The organism is Arthrobacter sp. GmRoot5-12 (genome assembly GCF_059739365.1).
The window spans coordinates 2,288,617-2,306,192 of record NZ_AP046056.1; the positions used below are offsets into that span (position 1 = coordinate 2,288,617).

At 65.5% G+C, this 17,576-nt stretch carries 14 protein-coding genes; 4 read left to right on the forward strand and 10 right to left on the reverse strand.

Annotation, left to right across the window (positions count from 1 at the left end; all coding sequences use genetic code 11):
- Window positions 1-34: 34 nt before the first annotated feature.
- Both AC6JAM_RS10430 and AC6JAM_RS10435 read right to left on the reverse strand, forming a co-directional pair.
- Window positions 35-709, reverse strand: coding sequence for a GntR family transcriptional regulator (locus tag AC6JAM_RS10430; protein ID WP_018770016.1), 675 nt, complete (start codon window positions 707-709; stop codon window positions 35-37).
- Window positions 702-2,165 (reverse strand): fumarylacetoacetate hydrolase family protein, encoded by a 1,464-nt coding sequence (locus AC6JAM_RS10435; protein WP_478222770.1) that lies wholly within the window; start codon window positions 2,163-2,165, stop codon window positions 702-704. Before AC6JAM_RS10435 ends, AC6JAM_RS10430 begins: the two co-directional genes overlap by 8 nt.
- A gap of 231 nt (window positions 2,166-2,396) precedes the next feature.
- Here AC6JAM_RS10435 and AC6JAM_RS10440 point away from each other — a divergent pair, with 231 nt between their 5' ends.
- Entirely contained in the window at window positions 2,397-4,316 is a 1,920-nt protein-coding gene (locus AC6JAM_RS10440; protein WP_497934615.1) for an FAD-binding monooxygenase, read from the forward strand.
- Here AC6JAM_RS10440 and AC6JAM_RS10445 read toward each other — a convergent pair.
- From AC6JAM_RS10445 to AC6JAM_RS10475, 7 genes are all read right to left on the reverse strand, one after another.
- Complete coding sequence (locus AC6JAM_RS10445) at window positions 4,292-5,143, reverse strand: prephenate dehydratase (RefSeq protein ID WP_497934616.1); 852 nt, start codon at window positions 5,141-5,143, stop codon at window positions 4,292-4,294. The two genes, AC6JAM_RS10440 and AC6JAM_RS10445, sit on opposite strands and share 25 nt — an antisense overlap.
- A 53-nt stretch (window positions 5,144-5,196) precedes the next feature.
- Complete coding sequence (locus tag AC6JAM_RS10450; protein ID WP_497934617.1) at window positions 5,197-7,110, reverse strand: amylosucrase; 1,914 nt, start codon at window positions 7,108-7,110, stop codon at window positions 5,197-5,199.
- A gap of 62 nt (window positions 7,111-7,172) precedes the next feature.
- Entirely contained in the window at window positions 7,173-7,988 is an 816-nt protein-coding gene (gene ppgK, locus AC6JAM_RS10455) for a polyphosphate--glucose phosphotransferase (protein WP_018770021.1), read from the reverse strand.
- On the reverse strand, window positions 7,976-9,691 hold the full coding sequence (locus AC6JAM_RS10460) for a glycoside hydrolase family 13 protein (RefSeq protein ID WP_497934618.1): 1,716 nt from the start codon (window positions 9,689-9,691) through the stop codon (window positions 7,976-7,978). The genes ppgK and AC6JAM_RS10460 overlap by 13 nt, the downstream gene beginning before the upstream one ends.
- Window positions 9,692-9,737: 46 nt before the next feature.
- Window positions 9,738-10,628, reverse strand: coding sequence for a carbohydrate ABC transporter permease (locus AC6JAM_RS10465; protein WP_134165034.1), 891 nt, complete (start codon window positions 10,626-10,628; stop codon window positions 9,738-9,740).
- Window positions 10,625-11,563, reverse strand: coding sequence for a carbohydrate ABC transporter permease (locus AC6JAM_RS10470; RefSeq protein ID WP_497934619.1), 939 nt, complete (start codon window positions 11,561-11,563; stop codon window positions 10,625-10,627). The genes AC6JAM_RS10465 and AC6JAM_RS10470 overlap by 4 nt, the downstream gene beginning before the upstream one ends.
- A gap of 43 nt (window positions 11,564-11,606) precedes the next feature.
- A complete protein-coding gene (locus AC6JAM_RS10475; RefSeq protein WP_196804766.1) occupies window positions 11,607-12,884 on the reverse strand; it encodes an ABC transporter substrate-binding protein in 1,278 nt (425 codons plus the stop codon).
- Between the two features lie 89 nt (window positions 12,885-12,973).
- On the opposite strand from AC6JAM_RS10475, the gene AC6JAM_RS10480 reads away from it, so the two are divergent.
- A complete protein-coding gene (locus AC6JAM_RS10480; RefSeq protein ID WP_497934620.1) occupies window positions 12,974-14,179 on the forward strand; it encodes an ROK family protein in 1,206 nt (401 codons plus the stop codon).
- A 20-nt stretch (window positions 14,180-14,199) separates the two neighbouring features.
- On the opposite strand, the gene AC6JAM_RS10485 is transcribed toward AC6JAM_RS10480, so the two are convergent.
- On the reverse strand, window positions 14,200-14,859 hold the full coding sequence (locus AC6JAM_RS10485) for a GntR family transcriptional regulator (protein WP_497934621.1): 660 nt from the start codon (window positions 14,857-14,859) through the stop codon (window positions 14,200-14,202).
- 135 nt (window positions 14,860-14,994) lie between these two features.
- On the opposite strand from AC6JAM_RS10485, the gene glyA reads away from it, so the two are divergent.
- Window positions 14,995-16,335, forward strand: coding sequence for a serine hydroxymethyltransferase (gene glyA, locus AC6JAM_RS10490; protein ID WP_497934622.1), 1,341 nt, complete (start codon window positions 14,995-14,997; stop codon window positions 16,333-16,335).
- The gene (locus AC6JAM_RS10495; protein ID WP_018770029.1) at window positions 16,332-17,552 is read left to right on the forward strand and encodes a sarcosine oxidase subunit beta family protein; all 1,221 of its coding nucleotides are present in this window, start codon (window positions 16,332-16,334) and stop codon (window positions 17,550-17,552) included. Before glyA ends, AC6JAM_RS10495 begins: the two co-directional genes overlap by 4 nt.
- Window positions 17,553-17,576: the final 24 nt, after the last annotated feature.

Below are 17,576 nucleotides of genomic sequence, written 5' to 3' on the forward strand. Positions count from 1 at the left end.
CAAGTGGTCGCGTCGTACAACTGGTCTTTTCGTACTAATTGGTTTGGGCGAGGTAAGCGTCCAGGGTCGCCGTGCGGTGCCGGCGGGCTGCCTTCTCGATGTCGTCGGCATCAGCGCCGGACTCGATCAGCTTTAGGAGTTCCTCATGTTCTTCCACCGAGTCGCGGGCCCGGCCGGGGACGAAGCGGAAGGTGGAGGACCTGAGTGCGGCCAGCCGGTTCCAGCCGCGGTGTACCAGGTCCAGGATGTGCGGGTTGGGGCAGTGTTCGAACAGGACGCTGTGGAAGTCCTGGTTGAGCTGGGTGAAGCGCACCGGATCGAAGTGCTCCAGGCACTGGCGCATTTCCTGGTTCACGGCACGGGCCCGGGCAATGGCCTGGCCGTCGATCAGCGGTGCGGAGAGTGCCGTGGCGGCACCTTCCACGATGCTGAGGGTCTGCATGGTGTAGAGGTATTCGGTGGGGTCGATGCCTGCCACCGTGGCGCCGACGTTCCGTTCAAACGTCACCAGTCCCTCGGCTTCAAGCCTGCGGATCGCTTCCCGGACCGGAACCACGCTGAAGCCCAGGTCCTTCGCTATGGCACCCAGGACCAGCCGGTAGCCGGGAGTGTAGGTGCCTTCCACGATCCGTGCCTTGACGGCCTGGTAGGCCTGTTGGGACTTGCTGCCGGGAGTGGCTGCCACGCCGGCCACGGCGGTTTCAGTCATGGCGGTTGCCTGCCCATTCCTTGTACCGGGCCTGCCATTCGGCGTTCATCGGGTAGAGGCCGTCCACGCTGTTGCCCTGCTTGACCATCTCGAAGATGAAGGCCTCTTCCTTTTCCTGCTGGATGCAGTCCTCAACGAGTTCTTCGGCGATGGCGGGCGGGATGACCAGGATGCCGTCGGAGTCGGCCACGATGATGTCGCCGGGCTGGACGGTGGCTCCGCCGCAGGCGATGGTGATGTCCGTGTCCCACGGGATGTGCCGGCGGCCCAGCACGGCGGGGTGCGGGTTGGCGAAGTACGTGGGCATTTCCAGGCCGGCCACCGCGGTATAGTCGCGGACGCCGCCGTCGGTGATGATCGCTGCCGCGCCGCGGACCTGGGCGCGCAGGGCCAGGATGTCGCCCACGGTGCCGGTGCCCTTTTCGCCGCGGGCTTCCATGACCAGGATTTCGCCTTCGTTGACGGAATCGATGGCGCGTTTCTGGGCGTTGAAGCCGCCGCCATGGGTCTTGAAGAGGTCTTCACGGTTGGGCACGTAGCGCAGGGTCCGGGCCAGGCCCACCACGCGCCGGTCCGGGCGGGTGGCCTGGAGGCCGTCGATGCTGACGTTGTTAAGGCCGCGCTTGCGCATCTGGGATGACAGGGTGGCGGTGGCGACCGACTCAAGCTTGGCTTTCAGTTCCGGGGTGAGGGCGCTGGCTGGAGCAGGGAGCCCTGCGGCTTCGCGGGATCCGTAGGCCTCCTCCCGCTGCAGGTCGTCAACCTTGGGCTGGGCGCCAAAGTCCGCGAACGCCGTCGTGCCTTGCTCAACGGTGGTGACCAGGCGTCCGGTGGTGAGGGTGCCATCAATCGTGCCCGCCTCAACCTCCAGGACGTCGCCCGGTGCGGCCACGGAGGCGCCGGCAGGGGTGCCGGTGAGGATAATGTCGCCCTCCTCGAGGGTGAGGAGCTGGGACAGGTCCGCCACCAGCCGGGCGAAGGGGAAGAGCAGGTCAGCGGTTGTGTCGTCCTGGACCAGTTCACCGTTGTGCCAGGTCCGGATGCGAAGTTTGGAAGGGTCGACGGCGTCTGCCGGAAGAAGTGCCGGGCCCACAGGGGTGAACCCGTCCCCGCCCTTGGACCGGAGGTTGGAGCCCTTGTCCGCGTAGCGCAGGTCGTACACGCCGAGGTCGTTGCTGGCGGTGACGGCGGCAACGTGGCTCCAGGCCTCCTCGACCGTGACGCGGCGGGCGGCCTTGCCGATGATGAGCGCAATCTCGCCTTCGTAGCCGAGCAGTTCGCAGCCGGCCGGGCGCTCCACGGGGCTTCCGCTGAGCGCCAGCGAGCTGGAAGGCTTGAGGAAGTAGGACGGTTGGGCCGGGGTGCGGCCACGCTGGGCGGCCCGGCTGGGGTAGTTGATGTGCACCGCGACCACCTTGCGTGCTGCTGCCAGGGTGTCGCCGTTGACCTGCTCCAAAACGTCTCCTCATCAGGTACGAAATCGTATACGATCACTATCCATAGATTTGCAGCTTCCGTCAACCCCCTTGTTTCGGCTGTTTTTGCGGCACTTCCGGAGCCACTTGTCGCCCGCGTCACAACCGGCGTACAGTGGAAAACAAGTTTAGAGTTTTCGATTATCGAATCTACTGTTCTGATATAGAACACGAACTGATGTGAATCATCCACAACGAAGTGAGGAAAGCCCGTGCAGTTCCACCACCACGGATACGTATCCGGTGACCCGCGCATCAAGCCGGCAGCCGGCGTCGGACTGAACCGCCCCGAGGAGCTCCCGGAGGAAGTGGACGTGCTCATCGTCGGCACCGGCCCGGCCGGAATGCTCGCCGCCGCGCAGCTGTCCATGTTCCCCAATGTCACCACGCGGATCATTGACCGCCGGCCGGGCCGCCTCGCTATTGGGCAGGCTGACGGGATCCAGGCGCGCAGCGTCGAAACCTTCCAGGCCTTCGGGTTCGCAGAGCGGATCATCGCCGAGGCGTACCGGATCACGGAGATGGCGTTCTGGAAGCCGGACCCTGCCAACAACGCCAACATCATCCGCGCCGCACGCGCCGTCGACGACGAAACAGGGATCAGCGAGTTCCCGCACCTGATCGTCAACCAGGCCCGCGTGCTGGACTACTTTGCCGAGTTTGCGGCGAACTCACCCACCCGCCTCAAGCCCGACTATGGCTATGACTTCCAGGGCCTCACCGTCGCCACCGAGGGCGACTACCCGGTCACTGTGACGCTGCTTCACACCGCCGGACCCAACGAGGGCCAGGAGCGGATTGTCCGTGCAAAGTACGTGGTGGGGGCCGACGGCGCGCGCAGCAAGGTTCGCCAGGCGATCGGCTGTACGCTGGCAGGGGACCAGGCCAACCACGCCTGGGGCGTCATGGACGTCCTGGCCGTCACCGACTTCCCTGACATCCGCACCAAGTGCGCCATCCAGGCCGAGAAGGGCAGCATCCTGCTGATTCCGCGGGAAGGCGGCTACCTGTTCCGCATGTACGTGGACCTGGGCGAAGTGGATCCTGCCACCCACCACGCCGTCCGCAACACGAGCATCGAGCAGATCATCCACAAGGCAAACGAGATCCTGCACCCCTACACCCTGGATGTACGCAACGTGGCATGGCACAGCGTGTACGAGGTGGGCCACCGCCTCACGGACAGGTTCGACGACGTCCTGCCCGCGGACCGCGGCACCCGCACCCCGCGGGTGTTCATCACCGGCGATGCCTGCCACACCCACAGTGCCAAGGCCGGCCAGGGCATGAACGTCTCCATGCAGGACGGGTTCAACATCGCCTGGAAGCTGGGGCATGTGCTGGAGGGCCGCAGCCCCGAGAGCCTGCTGACCACCTACTCGGAGGAGCGGCAGGTGGTGGCCAGGAACCTGATCGACTTCGACAAGGAGTGGTCCACCATGATGGCCAAGAAGCCCGAGGAGTTCGAGCACCCCTCGGACCTTGAGGACTTCTACGTGCGGACCGCCGAGTTCCCGGCAGGTTTCATGACCCAGTACGCGCCGTCCCTGATTGTTGGCGGCACCGACCACCAGGACCTGGCCGCCGGCTTCCCCGTGGGCAAGCGTTTCAAGTCGGCACCGGTAGTCCGCGTGGGCGACACCAACCCCATCCACCTGGGCCACCACGCCACGGCTGACGGCCGCTGGCGGATCTATGTCTTCGCGGATGCGGCCCAGCCCGGAACGGACTCCACCACGGACAAGCTCGCCGAGTGGTTCGCGCACTCGCCGGAATCACCTCTGGCAGCAACACCCGCGGACGCCGACCCGGACGCGTGGTTCGATCTGAAGGTCATTTACCAGCAGCCGCACACCGCCGTCGACATCAATGCCGTCCCCTCCGTCTTCAAGCCGCAGGTGGGCCCGTTCAAGCTCACCGACTACGAGAAGGTGTACGCAACCGATCCCACGGCGGACATCTTCGACCTGCGCGGACTGGACCGCAACGGCACCGTGGTGGTGGTCCGCCCGGACCAGTACGTGGCCAACGTCCTGCCGCTGACGGCAACCGCCGAGCTCGGCGCGTTCTTCGCGCCGCTGCTCAAGGCCGCGCCCGCACAGCCACGTCAGGCGGTGGCCGCCGCCCGGTAGTCAGCCGCGGGGTACACGCCGAGGATCCGCACCTCGGTGGTGAAGAAGTCCAGTTCCTCGAGGGCCAGCTTCAGCGGCAGGTCCTCGGGGTGGCCCTCGACGTCGGCCATGAACATGGTGGCGGCAAACTCGTTGCCCACCATGTAACTCTCCAGACGCGTCATGTTCACGCCGTTCGTGGCAAACCCGCCCAGCGCCTTGTACAGGGCGGAGGGGACGTTGCGGACGCGGAACACGAAACTGGTGACTGCCGGTCCGGGAAGACCCTGCCGGGCCGGCAGTGCCGTTTCCCGGGCAAGGACCACGAAGCGGGTGGTGTTGGAGGGGTCGTCCTCCACGCGCGAGGCCAGCACCTGGAGGCCGTAGATCTCCGCGGCCAGCGGGGGAGCCAGCGAGAGCTTGCGGGGGTCATTCCACTCGGCCACCTCCCGGGCGGACCCGGCGGTGTCACCGGCGATGACCGGCTTGAGGCCGTGGTCGCGGATCAGCTTCCGGCACTGGCCCAGGGCGTGGATGTGGCTGTGCACCTCGGTGGCGCCCTCAATGGTGCTGCCCGGAATGCCCAGCAGGTCGAAATGGATGGGCAGGAAGTATTCGCCCACGATCTGCAGGTTGGACTGCGGCAGCAGAATGTGGATGTCCGCCACCCGGCCCGCGATGGAATTCTCGATGGGGATCATGGCCAGGTCCGCTTCGCCGCCGGCCACCAGTTCGAAGGCGTCCTCGAAGCTGGCGCACGGGACGCTTTCCATGTCCGGGAACATCTGCTGACACGCGATATTGGAGTTGGCGCCGGGCTCACCCTGGTACGCAATCTTGGAGGCCATGGTCCGTATGCTTTCACGCGCGCGGGCCCGTTGCGAAAACGGGCCCGCGAGTGCTACGCGGGGGTGACGCGCAGCCAGAGGTACTGCCGGGGGAGGAGGGTGATGCCGTCGTCCAGTTGCAGGGTGGCTTCGGAGAGAAGGTCGACGGCGGCAGGGGAGTACCCGCTAAAGGTTTCCGCCGGGAGGGTCTGGGCGGAGTCGCTGAAATTGGCGAGGGCCAGGACGGTGCTGCCACCGTCCGGACCGCCCGGGCGCTGGTAGCCGAGCACCGAGCGGTTGTTCGTACGGAAATCCACCAGCGTGGTTCCGGCAAATTCAGGAGTGCCCGCCCGGACCTCGATCATGCGCTTCAATCCGGCGTAGACGGCCCCCTCGGGGGTGGAGGGATCGTCACGGCGGGCGTATTGTTCGGCGGGAAAGTGCGGCCGGTGCACCCAGCGGCTGTCCTCCTCGTGGCCGGGCTCGGACGCGTAGGAGTAGTCGTTGACCTGCCCCACTTCGTCGCCCAGGTACAGCAGCGGGATGCCGCCGGTGCTGAAGGGCACCGAATGGGCCAGGAGGATCCGTTCCACCGCGTCCGCCGGGTCAACCTCCATCCCGCACAGGGACGCCGTCGTGCCGGAAATCCGGCAGTCACCCGTCTTGGGGTTGTCCTGGAAGGGGACGCCGCGGGCGAAGCTGCCCGGGAACCGGTTGACGTAGAAGGAGTTCAGGAAGCGGCGGTGGTCAAAGCCGTTGATGCCCAGCTCGGCCGCGTCCTCATCGGCGAAGGTCCAGCCGATGTCGTCATGGCTGCGGACGTAGTTCACCCATGCCGTACCGTCGGGGATGTTGTGCCTGCGCTCCAGCGCCTGTGACAGCAGGGACACGTCCCTGGTGGCCAGGGACTCCCAGATCAGGGCCATCTGCAGCGGGTTGTAGGAAAGCTGGCATTCCGCGGGGTCGATGTACAGTGCCACCTCGTCGGGGTGCACGATGGCCTCCGACTTGAACAGCAGCGACGGTGCCGCCAGGCGGCAGACCGCGTTGAACGCCCGGAGCAGCGTGTGCGCCTGGGGGAGGTTTTCGCAGGGCGTCCCCAGCTGCTTCCAGATGAAGGCGACAGCGTCCATGCGCAGGATATCCACCCCCTGGTTGGCCAGGAACAGCATCTCGGCGGCCATGGCCCGGAAAACGCCGGGGTTGGAGTAGTTCAGGTCCCACTGGTAGGTGTGGAACGTGGCCCACACCCACCGGCCGTCCGCCATCTGGATGAAGGACCCCGGATGGTTCTCCGGGAAGATCTCGCGGACACTCGCCTCAAAGGCGTCCGGCATGGTCCGGTCCGGGAAGATCCAGTAGTAGTCGCTGCACTCGGGATCGCCCGCGGCTGCCTTCCGGGCCCATTCGTGCTCGTCCGAGGTGTGGTTGAAGATGAAGTCCACCACCAGGCTGATCCCGTTGGCGCGCAGTTCGGCGGCGAGGGAGCGCAGCTGTTCCATGGTGCCCAGCTTGGGGTTGACCTCCCGGTAGCTCGACACGGCGTAGCCGCCGTCCGAATGCGGTTCGGGCGCCAGGAACAGCGGCATCAGGTGCAGGTAGGTGAGGCCCAGCTCCTTGAAGTAGGGAATGCGGCTGCGCACTCCCTCCAGGCTTTCGGCGTAGCGGTCCACATAGCAGACGCCGCCCAGCATGCCGTTGGACTGGAACCAGTCCGGCGCCTCCTCGCGTTCGGCGTCCAGCGCCTTCAGCTCCGGGGAGCGCTCCTGCCACGACCGCGCGCTCTGCACCACCAGGGCGGACAGCTGCTCCAGCCAGTCCTGCCGGGCGCCGTAAAGCGAGTGGAACAGGCTGCGGAGGGTGGGGAAGTGCTCATCCAGCCGCCGGTCAAAGTCCGGATCCGCAGGGAGGCCGAGGTCCCGTTGCCGGGCGAGTGAAGCGATGACGGCCTGGCGCGCCTCTTCGTCCTCGTTAACGGTTTCCTGCATGCCACTGCCCCTTCCAGCCGCCGCCGAGATGTCCGGCCGCACATGTACTGAAGTATTCCATGTCACACATACTGAGCCTGTCCATCCTTGAGCCGCCTGCCGGCAAGGGCGGCGCCCACAACGCCCGCGGCGTTCTCGAGGCTGGCCGGAATGACCGGGGTGCGCAGTGAGAGGCGAGGGAGGTATTCGGTACTGCACGCTGAAATGCCCCCACCGATGATGATGAGGTCGGGCGAGAAGAGGAACTCCACGTGCGACAGGTACTGCTGCAGCCGGTCGGCGTACTCCACCCAGGTGAGGCCTTGGTTCTCCCTGACGACGGCCGATGCCCGGGACTCTGCCTTGCAGCCGCCGATTTCCAGGTGGCCCAGCTCGAAATTGGGAACGAGCCTGCCGTCCACCAGCAGTGCGGATCCGATGCCCGTCCCCAGGGTCAGGACCAGGACAACGCCGCGCTGGCCTTTCCCGGCGCCGTACAGGGCTTCCGCCGTACCGGCAGCGTCTGCGTCATTCACGACGCAAACGGATCGTCCAAGCCGGGACTCCAGGTAGGACTGGACATCAAGTCCCACCCAGCTGCCGTCCATGTTTGCTGCCGACAGCGCCACTCCGCGCTGGACAATCGAGGGGATGGCGACGCCGGCAGCCAGGTTCCCGTGCCCGGGGCTTTCGGATTGGAGCTCACTGATGAGCTGGTCCAGGGTGTCTGCCACGTCATCCACCCTGCCGCTGGACGGGGTCCGCAGGCGGCGGACACCGCCGGCCGGGGTGCCGCTGCCCAGGTTGACGAGTGCACCCTTAATCCAGGTCCCGCCAACATCGATTCCTATTCCGAAATCCAGTCCGGAGCCGGCGGCAGGGGCGCTCACCGCAGCCACGCCGTGGCAGCGCCGGGCAGCCGGCCGGCTTCGAGTGGCGAGCTGGAGACCAGCAGCTGGCCCGCGGGCAGCTCGAAGGGTTCCGTACCGAAGTTCGTTATGGAGGTCCAGCCGTTGGGGCGCCGGAAGGCCAGGACGTCATCCCGGCCGGTTTCCAGCAGCTCCAGCGCTTCTGTTGTTTGCAGCTGCGACCGCAGGGCGAGCGCCCGGCGGTAGAGGGACAGGGTTGAATCCCCCTTGCCCTCCTGGGCCTCCACTGAGCTGCCCGCGAACCATTCCGGCTGCGGCAGGTGGGAGCCGCCGGGGCCGAAACCGAATGAGCTGCCCGCCGAGGTCCACGGCAAGGGGACGCGGCAGCCGTCGCGGCCGATCTCCACGCCCTTGTTCCGGAAGAAAGCCGGATCCTGCCGGGCGGAGTCCGGGATTTCACTGCCGACTTCCTGCAGTCCCAGTTCCTCGCCTTGGTACAGGTACGCAGAACCCGGAAGGGCGAACATCAGCAGGGACGCGGCTCGGGCGCGGCGCAGGCCGAGTTCGGCGTCGACATCTTCCTGCCTGCCGCCGGCCAGAAGCCACCGCTTGCCCGCCTGGCCGGCCATGATGTCACCTCCGGCCGAAGGCTCGGACGCGGGGAGGCCGTAGCGCGTGGCATGCCGGACCACATCGTGGTTTGAGAACACCCAGGTGGACGACGCGCCGGATGCTTTGGCCTCTGCCAGGTTCTTGATGATCGTCTTCCGGAACTGGGCGGCGTCGAAGTCCGCCTGCAGCAAGTCGAAGTTGAAGGCCTGGCCCAGTCCCTCCGGGCTGGCGTAGCGGGCGCGGCGGTCGGTATGGACCCAGGCTTCGGCGACGGCGGTGCGCGGCGGGTTGTATTCATTGAACACGCGGCGCCACTCGGCGTAGATATCGTGGACCTCGTCGCGGTCCCAGTACGGGTGCTGCCCCGTGAGGTACAGCGCCTCGCCCTGGGCCTCGAGGTCCGCCTTGGTGGGCAGGGTTTCTTCCAGGTTCTTCGTCAGGGCGTGGGCGACGTCGATGCGGAAGCCGTCCACGCCCCGGTCCGACCAGAAGCGCAGGGTTTTCAGGAAGTCTTCGCGGACTTTGGGGTTGTCCCAGTTGAAGTCGGGCTGTTCCTTGGCAAAGATGTGCATGTACCACTGCCCCGGGCTGCCGTCGGGTTCGGTGATGCGCTCCCAGGCGGGGCCGCCGAACACCGAGTCCCAGTCCGACGGCGGCAGCTCGCCTTTTTCGCCCAGCCCGTCGCGGAAGATGTACCGGTTGCGCGCCGCGGACCCCTTGGGCGAGGCGAGGGCTTCCCGGAACCACTGGTGCCGGTCCGACGAGTGGTTGGGCACGATGTCCACGATCAGCTTGAGGCCGGCGGCGTGCAGGGCGTTGGCCATCGCGTCGAAGTCCTCCAGCGTGCCCAGCAGCGGGTCCACGTTGCGGTAGTCGTCCACGTCGTAGCCCCCATCGGCGAGTGCGGAGGGGTAGAAGGGGCTCAGCCAGACGGCATCGATGCCCAGGTTTTTCAGGTAAGGAACCTTGGCGGTGATGCCGTTGATGTCGCCGATGCCGTCGCCGTTCGAGTCCGCAAAGCTGCGGGGGTAGATCTGGTACACGGAGGCCTGACGCCACCAGTTGGGGTCGGCCGTGGGGGCGGGGTGGCTTTGGGTTGCCTGGGTGGCGGTGGTGGGCAAGATTGCTTCCTTCAGTTTCAGCTGTATCAGGTGTGTGGGTCCGGAGTTACTTGACGGCGCCCTGGGTGAGGCCGGACATGACCCAGCGCTGGGTAAACAGGTAGACGATGATCGCGGGGGCCATTGCCATCAGGTAGGAGGCGAAGGCCACGTTGTAGCTGTTGCTGAACTGCGTCTGGAAGATCTTTTGCAGCACGGGGATGGTCTGCAGTTCAGGATCGGAAATGATGAGTGACGGCATCATGAAGTCGTTCCATGACGCGATGAAGGCGAAGATGCCCACGGTTGCGCTCATGGGCCCCAGCAGGGGGAAGATGAGCTTCCAAAACACCTGCCACGTTCCCGCGCCGTCCATCCGCATGCTTTCCTCCAACTCCAGGGGGATCGAGCGGAGGAAGGCGGTGAAGAGCATGGTGTTGAAGGCCAGGGCGAAAACGATGTGCAGGATGGCTACCCCGAGCGGGTTGTCGAGTCCGACGAGTCCCGTGAGCTGGATCTGCGGCAGCGCCACCACGGGGAACGGGATGAACATTGCCGCGAGCAGGTAAAAGAAGGACCAGCGGAAGAGCCGACGGTCCCAGTTGCGGACGATGGCGTAGGCGGCCAGGGCCGAAACGATGATCTCCCCTGCAACGGCGATCACCGACACGAACACGGAAATTCCAAAGCCGCGGGGGAAGTTTGTGAGTGTCCAAGCCTGGGCAAAGCTGTCGAAGGTCAGGGGGCTTGGCAGGGAGAACGCGTTGCCGTCTACTGCCTGGCCAGTGGTTTTGAAGGCCATGCTGACCGTGACGTAGAGCGGGACGAGCACGCTGAGGGTGCAGACAATGAGGATGATGGTGGCGGGCCACTGGATGCGTTCGGGCCCGGCGGGTAGCCGGCGGCCCTTGGCGGCCGCCGTGGGTTCTGCCTGGATGATGCTGGGTGCGCTGCTCATGCTGCGATCCCTCCCTTGCCACGTGTGAAGCGAAGTTGGACGAGTGCGATGACGATGCTGATGAGGAAGAAGATCACGGCGTTGGCCATCTGGTAGGCATAGTCGCCGCCTTCGAAGCCGCGGAAGATCGACATCGCGACGCTTCGTGTGGCCACGCCGGGCCCGCCGTCGGTGAGGCCGATGATGATGTCGTAGGCGTTGAGGTAGTTCTTGAAGCCGAGGACCGTGTTGATCACGGCGTACCCCGCAATGAGCGGCAGGGTGATGTGCCGCAGGTTCTGCCAGGGCGATGCCCCGTCGATGGAACTCGCCTCGTAGACCTCGGCGGGGACCGTGAGGAGCCCTGCGATGTAGATCAGCATGGCACTCGGGATGGACTGCCACGCCGTGACGAAGACGATCGCAAGCCACGCGAGCTGGGGGTTTGCGAGAAGGCTGGTGGCCAGCGGCTCGATTCCCATGCTTTTGCCGGCAAGGGGCAGCGAGTTCGAGAAGAGGTACTGGAACACGAACGCGATGACGATGCCGGAGATCACCATGGGGATGACGAAGACGGTGCGAAGCGCGGCACGGAAGCGGACGCGGGACGTGAGGCCCAGGGCCAGGAGGAAGGCCACGGCATTCACGACGATGACGGTGACCAGCGAGAAAACGAGTGTGAAGCCGTAGGCGCCGAGGACTCCTTCATCACGGAACACCGCGATGAAGTTCCGGATGCCGATGAAATCGAAGTCACCGAAGCCCACGGAGTTCGTGAAGCTGTAGATGAACCCGAGAACGGCGGGCAGCGTGACGGCCAGCGTGAAGATCACCAGCGAGGGCAAGAGGAAAACATAGTAGAGCGGATCAATGCGGCTTTTGCGCACGCGTGTGGTTCCAGCCGCTGCCGGGGCCGTCACCTCCACCCTGGTGGAAGGTCTCGTCATTGATGACATGGATGGTCCTCGTTTCGTGCTTTGAGAGATCGAAAGTGTGGGTCTAAGCGCGGAAAGCCAGGCGGGCCCAGTCGGCGTCCATCCTGCGCAGCGTGCTCTCGGCATCGGCGCCGCCGATGATCGACTGGATGTAGTTGGCGGCCGGAATCGAGTTCGGAATGAACTGTGAGGCGCCCATGTAGAAGCGGCCCTCGTCGTAGTACTTCTGCATCTCGACGATTCGTGGGTCGGTCACCGGTGGCGCGTCCTTGGTCGTCCCGAAACCCAGGAATTTGGCGTTGTAAGGGTTCTGGATCTCCGGCCGCATCAGGTACTGCAGGAAATCGCGGGCACCCTGCTGCCCGTTGGCGACCTCGGGAACCCAGAGCGAGAGGTCGATGTTGACGCGGACTTTGAGATCTGCGGGATCACCGGTCATGGGCAGCGGGAAAGTTCCCAGATCCAGGTCTTTGCCGGCCTTTTCGATCTCGCCAAAGGCCCAGGGTCCCTGGAAGTACATGGCGGCCTGGCCCTGGGCCATTGCCGTGTTGCCGTCTCCGTAGCCGCGGCTTGCCGCATCGGGATTGACGTATTTGGTCAGTTGGACCATGCGCTTCACCGGCTCGAGCATCGTTTTCTGGAACGAAACTTCCGAATCCGGTCCGACGTTTTCGCCAATCCCATGCATTTTCTGATAGAAGTCGCGCACGTTGACCATGCCGCCCACCGTGTAGTCGAACAATCCCTGTGCCACGGTCCAGGGGTCGCGGAAAGTGCCGTAGATCGGCGTGATGCCTGCTGCCTTGAGCACCTCGCACACCTCGATCAGTTCATCCCAGGTTGTTGGGACGGCCACCCCGTTCTCTTCGAAGATGCGGCGGTTGTAGATGACCGAGGCCGCCATGACCGAGTAGGGGATGACGCTGGTGCGGCCGGCATAGGTTGGATACCAGTTGGTGAGGTCCAGCACGTCGTCCCGGATGGAGGCCGCTGCCGGGAGGTCGGAAAGATCCGAGAGCGCCCCGCGCTCCATGAACCGCGCCATCTCCAGGTTGTAGTTGAGGCATCCGAGGTCCGGGGGACTGCTGCGGACGAAGCTGGCAGAGAGATTTGTCGCCATGTCATGCAGGACGCGCACCCGGTCCTGCGAGTCGGTGAACTTCGCAGCCAGGTCCCGGAAGTATGGAACTGCCTCCGGCTTTGACTGGTGGAACGTGATGGTGGGCCTGGCACTGGCCGGGGCGCAGCCGGCCAACCCGAAAGCGGTGAGCGCACCTCCCGCAGCGGCAAGGAAAGTGCGCCGGGAAACGTGTCTCCCGGCGGACGTCAAAGGTGGCAACATCGGCTCCTCTTGGACTCTCGGATAATTTATATGGGTCTTATATTTAGGACCTATATGAGGATGGGGGACGCAGGGGCTATCGTCAAGGGGTGGACGGAAATACGGCGAGCTCGACACAACTGTTACGGCAGATCAACTCGGAGGCGCTGTTGCGCTTCGCCCTCCAGGAACAGGTGTTTACTGCCGGAGCAGCCATGGCTGCCACCGGGCTTACCCGCGCCACGGTGCTCGGGGTTTGTGACGGCCTGGTTGATGCGGGCTGGCTGGAGGAATTGACTGACGCCCGTACCGAGGCCGGCAGGCTCAAGGGCAGGCCGGCGCGGCAGTACCAGCTGCGCGAAGCTGCGGGTGTGGTTGTGGGCCTGGATGCCGGGGAGGGCTACTTCACAACCATCGTTGCCGACCTGCGCGGCCGCGAGCTGGGCAAGCGCCGCCAAAGCATTGATTCGCACGCGCTGGGACGCGCCGGCCGCGTGGCGAATGCACGGGAGCTGATCCGCCTGACCCTTGAGGATGTTTCATGCACCCCGGAGGATGTCCTGCTCACGGCCGTCGGCATCCCGGCGCCCATTGACGCGAACGGCGCGTCTCCCGCCGGAGGAGAATTCTGGCAGTTGATGAATTCCGGCTTCGCAGGGCACCTTTGGGGCACTGTCATCGTCGAAAATGACGCCAATCTCGCCGCCATCGCGGAGCAGGCACAGGAGCCGTCAGCCAACGTGGCCACCTTGCTGTCGGGTGAGCGGTTTGGTGCCGGCCTGATTGTCGATGGGCGCCTGCTGCGGGGTCGCCAGGGGGGCGCGGGGGAGATGCGGTTCCTGGATGAGCTGGACAGCAAGTTCGTGCCGGATGAGGGGAGCTCGGACGGGTTCGGAGCACTTGCGCGGAAGTGGGCGCGTGCCCGCATCCATTCCTACGATGGCGAGACGGTGCTGCGGCAAATACCCGAGGGGGACATCAACGCCGAAGATGTCTTCCAGGCGGCCCGCGCGGGAGACCCGCTGGCACAGGACATCATCGCCAGGCTCGGGGTGCGGCTGGCGCGAATCGCTGTGGTGCTCTCCAGCCTTCTTGACATTGAGCGGGTGGTCATCGCCGGCGCGATCTCACGCGCCATCGAACCGGTCCTGGAGCACGCCCGCAGCCTGCTGCCCACGGATTCCGGCCTGCCGCTGCCGGATCTGGTTGCGAGCACTCTCGGGGCGGAATCCGTAGTCCGGGGTGCCATTGAGTCGGCGCTGATGCGGATCAGGCGTGAACCCTCAGCGTTCATTCCGCGGGCGCCCCGTTCCTGAAAGGCGGGCGGGCGGACAGCCTAAAGCACGCTGCGGATGGCCTGCTCGAAACTGGTCACGTGCTCAAGGGCCAGCTTGCCCGCCCGGTCCGAGTCGCCGTCGGCCACTGCCTCCAGCAGTTCCACGTGTTCGGCGATGTGCTCCGCCACTGACGGCACCTTTTCCAGCACCATGCACCAAATGCGGGTGGCCAGGTTGTCGTAACGGATCAGCACGTCCTCGAGGTGGGTGTTGGCGGCGGCCCGGTAGATGAGGCGGTGGACCTTGATGTCATACCGCATGAGGTCATAGGGATCGTCATCCGCCCCCATCCTGGCAATTGCCGCCGCGGTTTCCCGTATTTCCTTGCGCAGGGCAGGGGGTGCCAGCTTGGCGGCCCGGCGGGCTGCCAGGGGTTCCAATGACTCCCGGAGTTCGGAGACGTCCGCGAGTTCGGTGATGTCGACGACGGTGGCGAACGTTCCACGGCGGGGGTACGACACGACGAGGTGGTCACCTTCCAGGCGCTTGAGCGCTTCCCGGACCGGCGTGCGGCCGATCCCGAGCTCGGCGGCGAGCTTGCCGTCGTTGATGGCCTCACCCGGCCGGATGTCGAGCATGATGAGCCGGTCCCGAAGGTGCCGGTAGGCCTGCTCGGCGAGCGAGAGGTCGCCTTCTCCGGCCAGCTGGTTCTCTGTCATTACGCTCATTCCGAGCTCTCCCAAGGTAGCTATTGACTGCCGCGTGATCTACAACATACTATTACGTCAGTTCTAATATATCAGTTACAGATCAGTTATGGATCAGTAACTTCGAAGGGCCCCAGAAGGAGAACCATGCAGGATGTACTGAACGCCTCGCTCGCCACGGTTGACGCCGACGTCGCCGCCGCTGTGGCACGGGAACTGCACCGCCAGCAGTCCACCCTTGAAATGATCGCGTCGGAGAACTTCGCTCCGTCAGCCGTGATGGAAGCCCAGGGCTCGGTCCTGACCAACAAGTACGCCGAAGGCTACCCGGGCAAGCGCTACTACGGCGGCTGCGAGCACGTGGACGTCATTGAACAGCTCGCCATCGACCGCGTCAAAGCCCTCTTCGGCGCCGAATTCGCCAACGTCCAGCCGCACTCCGGCGCGCAGGCCAACGCCGCCGCCATGTTCGCCCTGCTGAACCCGGGTGACACCATCCTTGGCCTCTCCCTGGCCCACGGCGGCCACCTGACCCACGGGATGAAGATTAACTTCTCCGGCAAGCTCTACAACGTGGTCCCCTACCACGTCCGCGAATCAGACCTCCGCGTGGACATGGCCGAGGTGGAAGCGCTGGCCCTGGAACACAAGCCCAAACTGATCGTGGCCGGCTGGTCCGCCTACTCCCGCCAGCTGGACTTCGCCGAATTCCGCCGTATCGCCGACCTCGTGGGCGCCTACCTCATGGTGGACATGGCCCACTTCGCCGGCCTGGTGGCTGCAGGCCTGCATCCCAACCCCGTCCCGTACGCCGACGTGGTCACCACCACCACCCACAAGACCCTTGGCGGACCCCGCGGCGGCGTCATCCTCGCCAAGGAGGAATACGCCAAGAAGATCAACAGCGCCGTGTTCCCCGGCCAGCAGGGCGGACCGCTGGAGCACGTGGTTGCCGCCAAGGCGGTGGCCTTCAAACTTGCCGCTGCTCCTGAATTCAAGGAACGCCAGGAGCGCGTCCTGCAGGGAGCAAAGCTGCTGGCAGAGCGACTCCTCCAGCCGGACGTCCAGGCCGCAGGCATCTCCGTGGTCAACGGCGGCACCGACGTCCACCTGGTCCTGGTGGACCTGCGCCACTCCGAACTGGACGGCCAGCAGGGTGAAGACGCCCTCCACAAGATCGGCATCACCGTCAACCGCAACGCCGTCCCGTTCGATCCCCGCCCGCCGATGGTTTCCTCCGGCCTCCGGATCGGCACCCCCGCCCTGGCCGCCCGCGGATTCGGCGCCCCCGAGTTCACCGAAGTGGCCGACATCATCGCTTCCGCGCTGATCGCATCGGCCGGCACGGGCACCCTGCCCGGGGACACCGCCGTCGAACTCCGCGAACGCGTGACGGCCCTGGCCGAAAAGTTCCCCCTTTACCCGCACCTCACCGCCGACGCCGGCCTGGCCGACGCTGAAGCAGACCTGATTGGAGCCGCCCAGTGAGCACCCAGCACCTTCCGGAGCACCCGGACTTCCTCTGGCGGAACCCGGAACCCAAGTCCTCCTATGACGCCGTGATCGTGGGCGGCGGCGGGCACGGCCTGGCCACCGCCTACTTCCTGGCCAAGAACCACGGGATGACCAACATTGCCGTCCTGGAAAAAGGCTGGCTGGCCGGCGGCAACATGGCCCGCAACACCACCATCATCCGCTCCAACTACCTCTGGGATGAGAGTGCGGCCATCTACGAGCACGCCCTCAAGCTCTGGGAGATCCTGCCCGAGGAACTCGAGTACGACTTCCTGTTCAGCCAGCGCGGCGTGATGAACCTGGCCCACACCCTGGGCGACGTCCGCGAAAGCATCCGCCGCGTGGGCGCCAACAAGCTCAACGGCGTGGACGCCGAATGGCTGGACCCGCAGCAGGTCAAGGAACTCTGCCCCATCCTGAACATCCGCGACAACATCCGCTACCCCGTCATGGGCGCCACCTACCAGCCGCGCGCCGGCATCGCCAAGCACGACCACGTGGCCTGGGCCTTCGCCCGCAAATGCGACGAAATGGGCGTTGACATCATCCAGAACTGCGAGGTGACCGGCTTCCTGAAGGAGGGGGACCGCGTGGTGGGCGTCAAGACCAACCGCGGCACCATCAACACCGAAAAGGTGGGCCTCTGCGCCGCAGGCCACAGCTCGGTCCTGGCCGAAATGGCCGGCTTCCAGCTGCCCATCCAGTCCCACCCCCTGCAGGCGCTGGTGTCCGAACTGCACGAGCCCGTCCACCCCACGGTGGTCATGTCCAACCACGTCCACGTCTACGTCTCCCAGGCCCACAAGGGCGAACTGGTCATGGGCGCCGGCGTCGACTCCTACAACGGCTACGGCCAGCGCGGCTCCTTCCACGTCATCGAGCAGCAGATGGCGGCCGCCGTCGAGCTCTTCCCCATCTTCGCCCGGGCCCACGTGCTCCGGACCTGGGGCGGGATCGTGGACACCACCCTGGACGCTTCCCCGATTGTGGGCCTGACCCCGGTGGAGAACATGTTCGTGAACTGCGGCTGGGGTACCGGCGGGTTCAAGGGCACGCCCGCCGCCGGCCTGACCTTCGCGCACACCATCGCCACCGGCGCCCCGCACGCACTGAACAAGCCGTTCTCGCTGGAGCGCTTCGAAACCGGCGCCCTCATCGACGAACACGGCGCCGCCGCCGTGGCCCACTAGCCGCCGCCACCAGAAAAGGACTAA

What these genes read in the sequence shown, in the direction of transcription:
- AC6JAM_RS10450 (WP_497934617.1), bottom strand. Translation starts at nt 7,110, where the DNA reads ATGCAGGAAACCGTTAACGAGGACGAAGAGGCGCGCCAGGCCGTCATC.
- AC6JAM_RS10475 (WP_196804766.1), bottom strand. Translation starts at nt 12,884, where the DNA reads ATGTTGCCACCTTTGACGTCCGCCGGGAGACACGTTTCCCGGCGCACT.
- AC6JAM_RS10465 (WP_134165034.1), bottom strand. Translation starts at nt 10,628, where the DNA reads ATGAGCAGCGCACCCAGCATCATCCAGGCAGAACCCACGGCGGCCGCC.
- AC6JAM_RS10430 (WP_018770016.1), bottom strand. Translation starts at nt 709, where the DNA reads ATGACTGAAACCGCCGTGGCCGGCGTGGCAGCCACTCCCGGCAGCAAG.
- AC6JAM_RS10445 (WP_497934616.1), bottom strand. Translation starts at nt 5,143, where the DNA reads ATGGCCTCCAAGATTGCGTACCAGGGTGAGCCCGGCGCCAACTCCAAT.
- AC6JAM_RS10470 (WP_497934619.1), bottom strand. Translation starts at nt 11,563, where the DNA reads ATGTCATCAATGACGAGACCTTCCACCAGGGTGGAGGTGACGGCCCCG.
- glyA (WP_497934622.1), top strand. Translation starts at nt 14,995, where the DNA reads ATGCAGGATGTACTGAACGCCTCGCTCGCCACGGTTGACGCCGACGTC.
- AC6JAM_RS10485 (WP_497934621.1), bottom strand. Translation starts at nt 14,859, where the DNA reads ATGACAGAGAACCAGCTGGCCGGAGAAGGCGACCTCTCGCTCGCCGAG.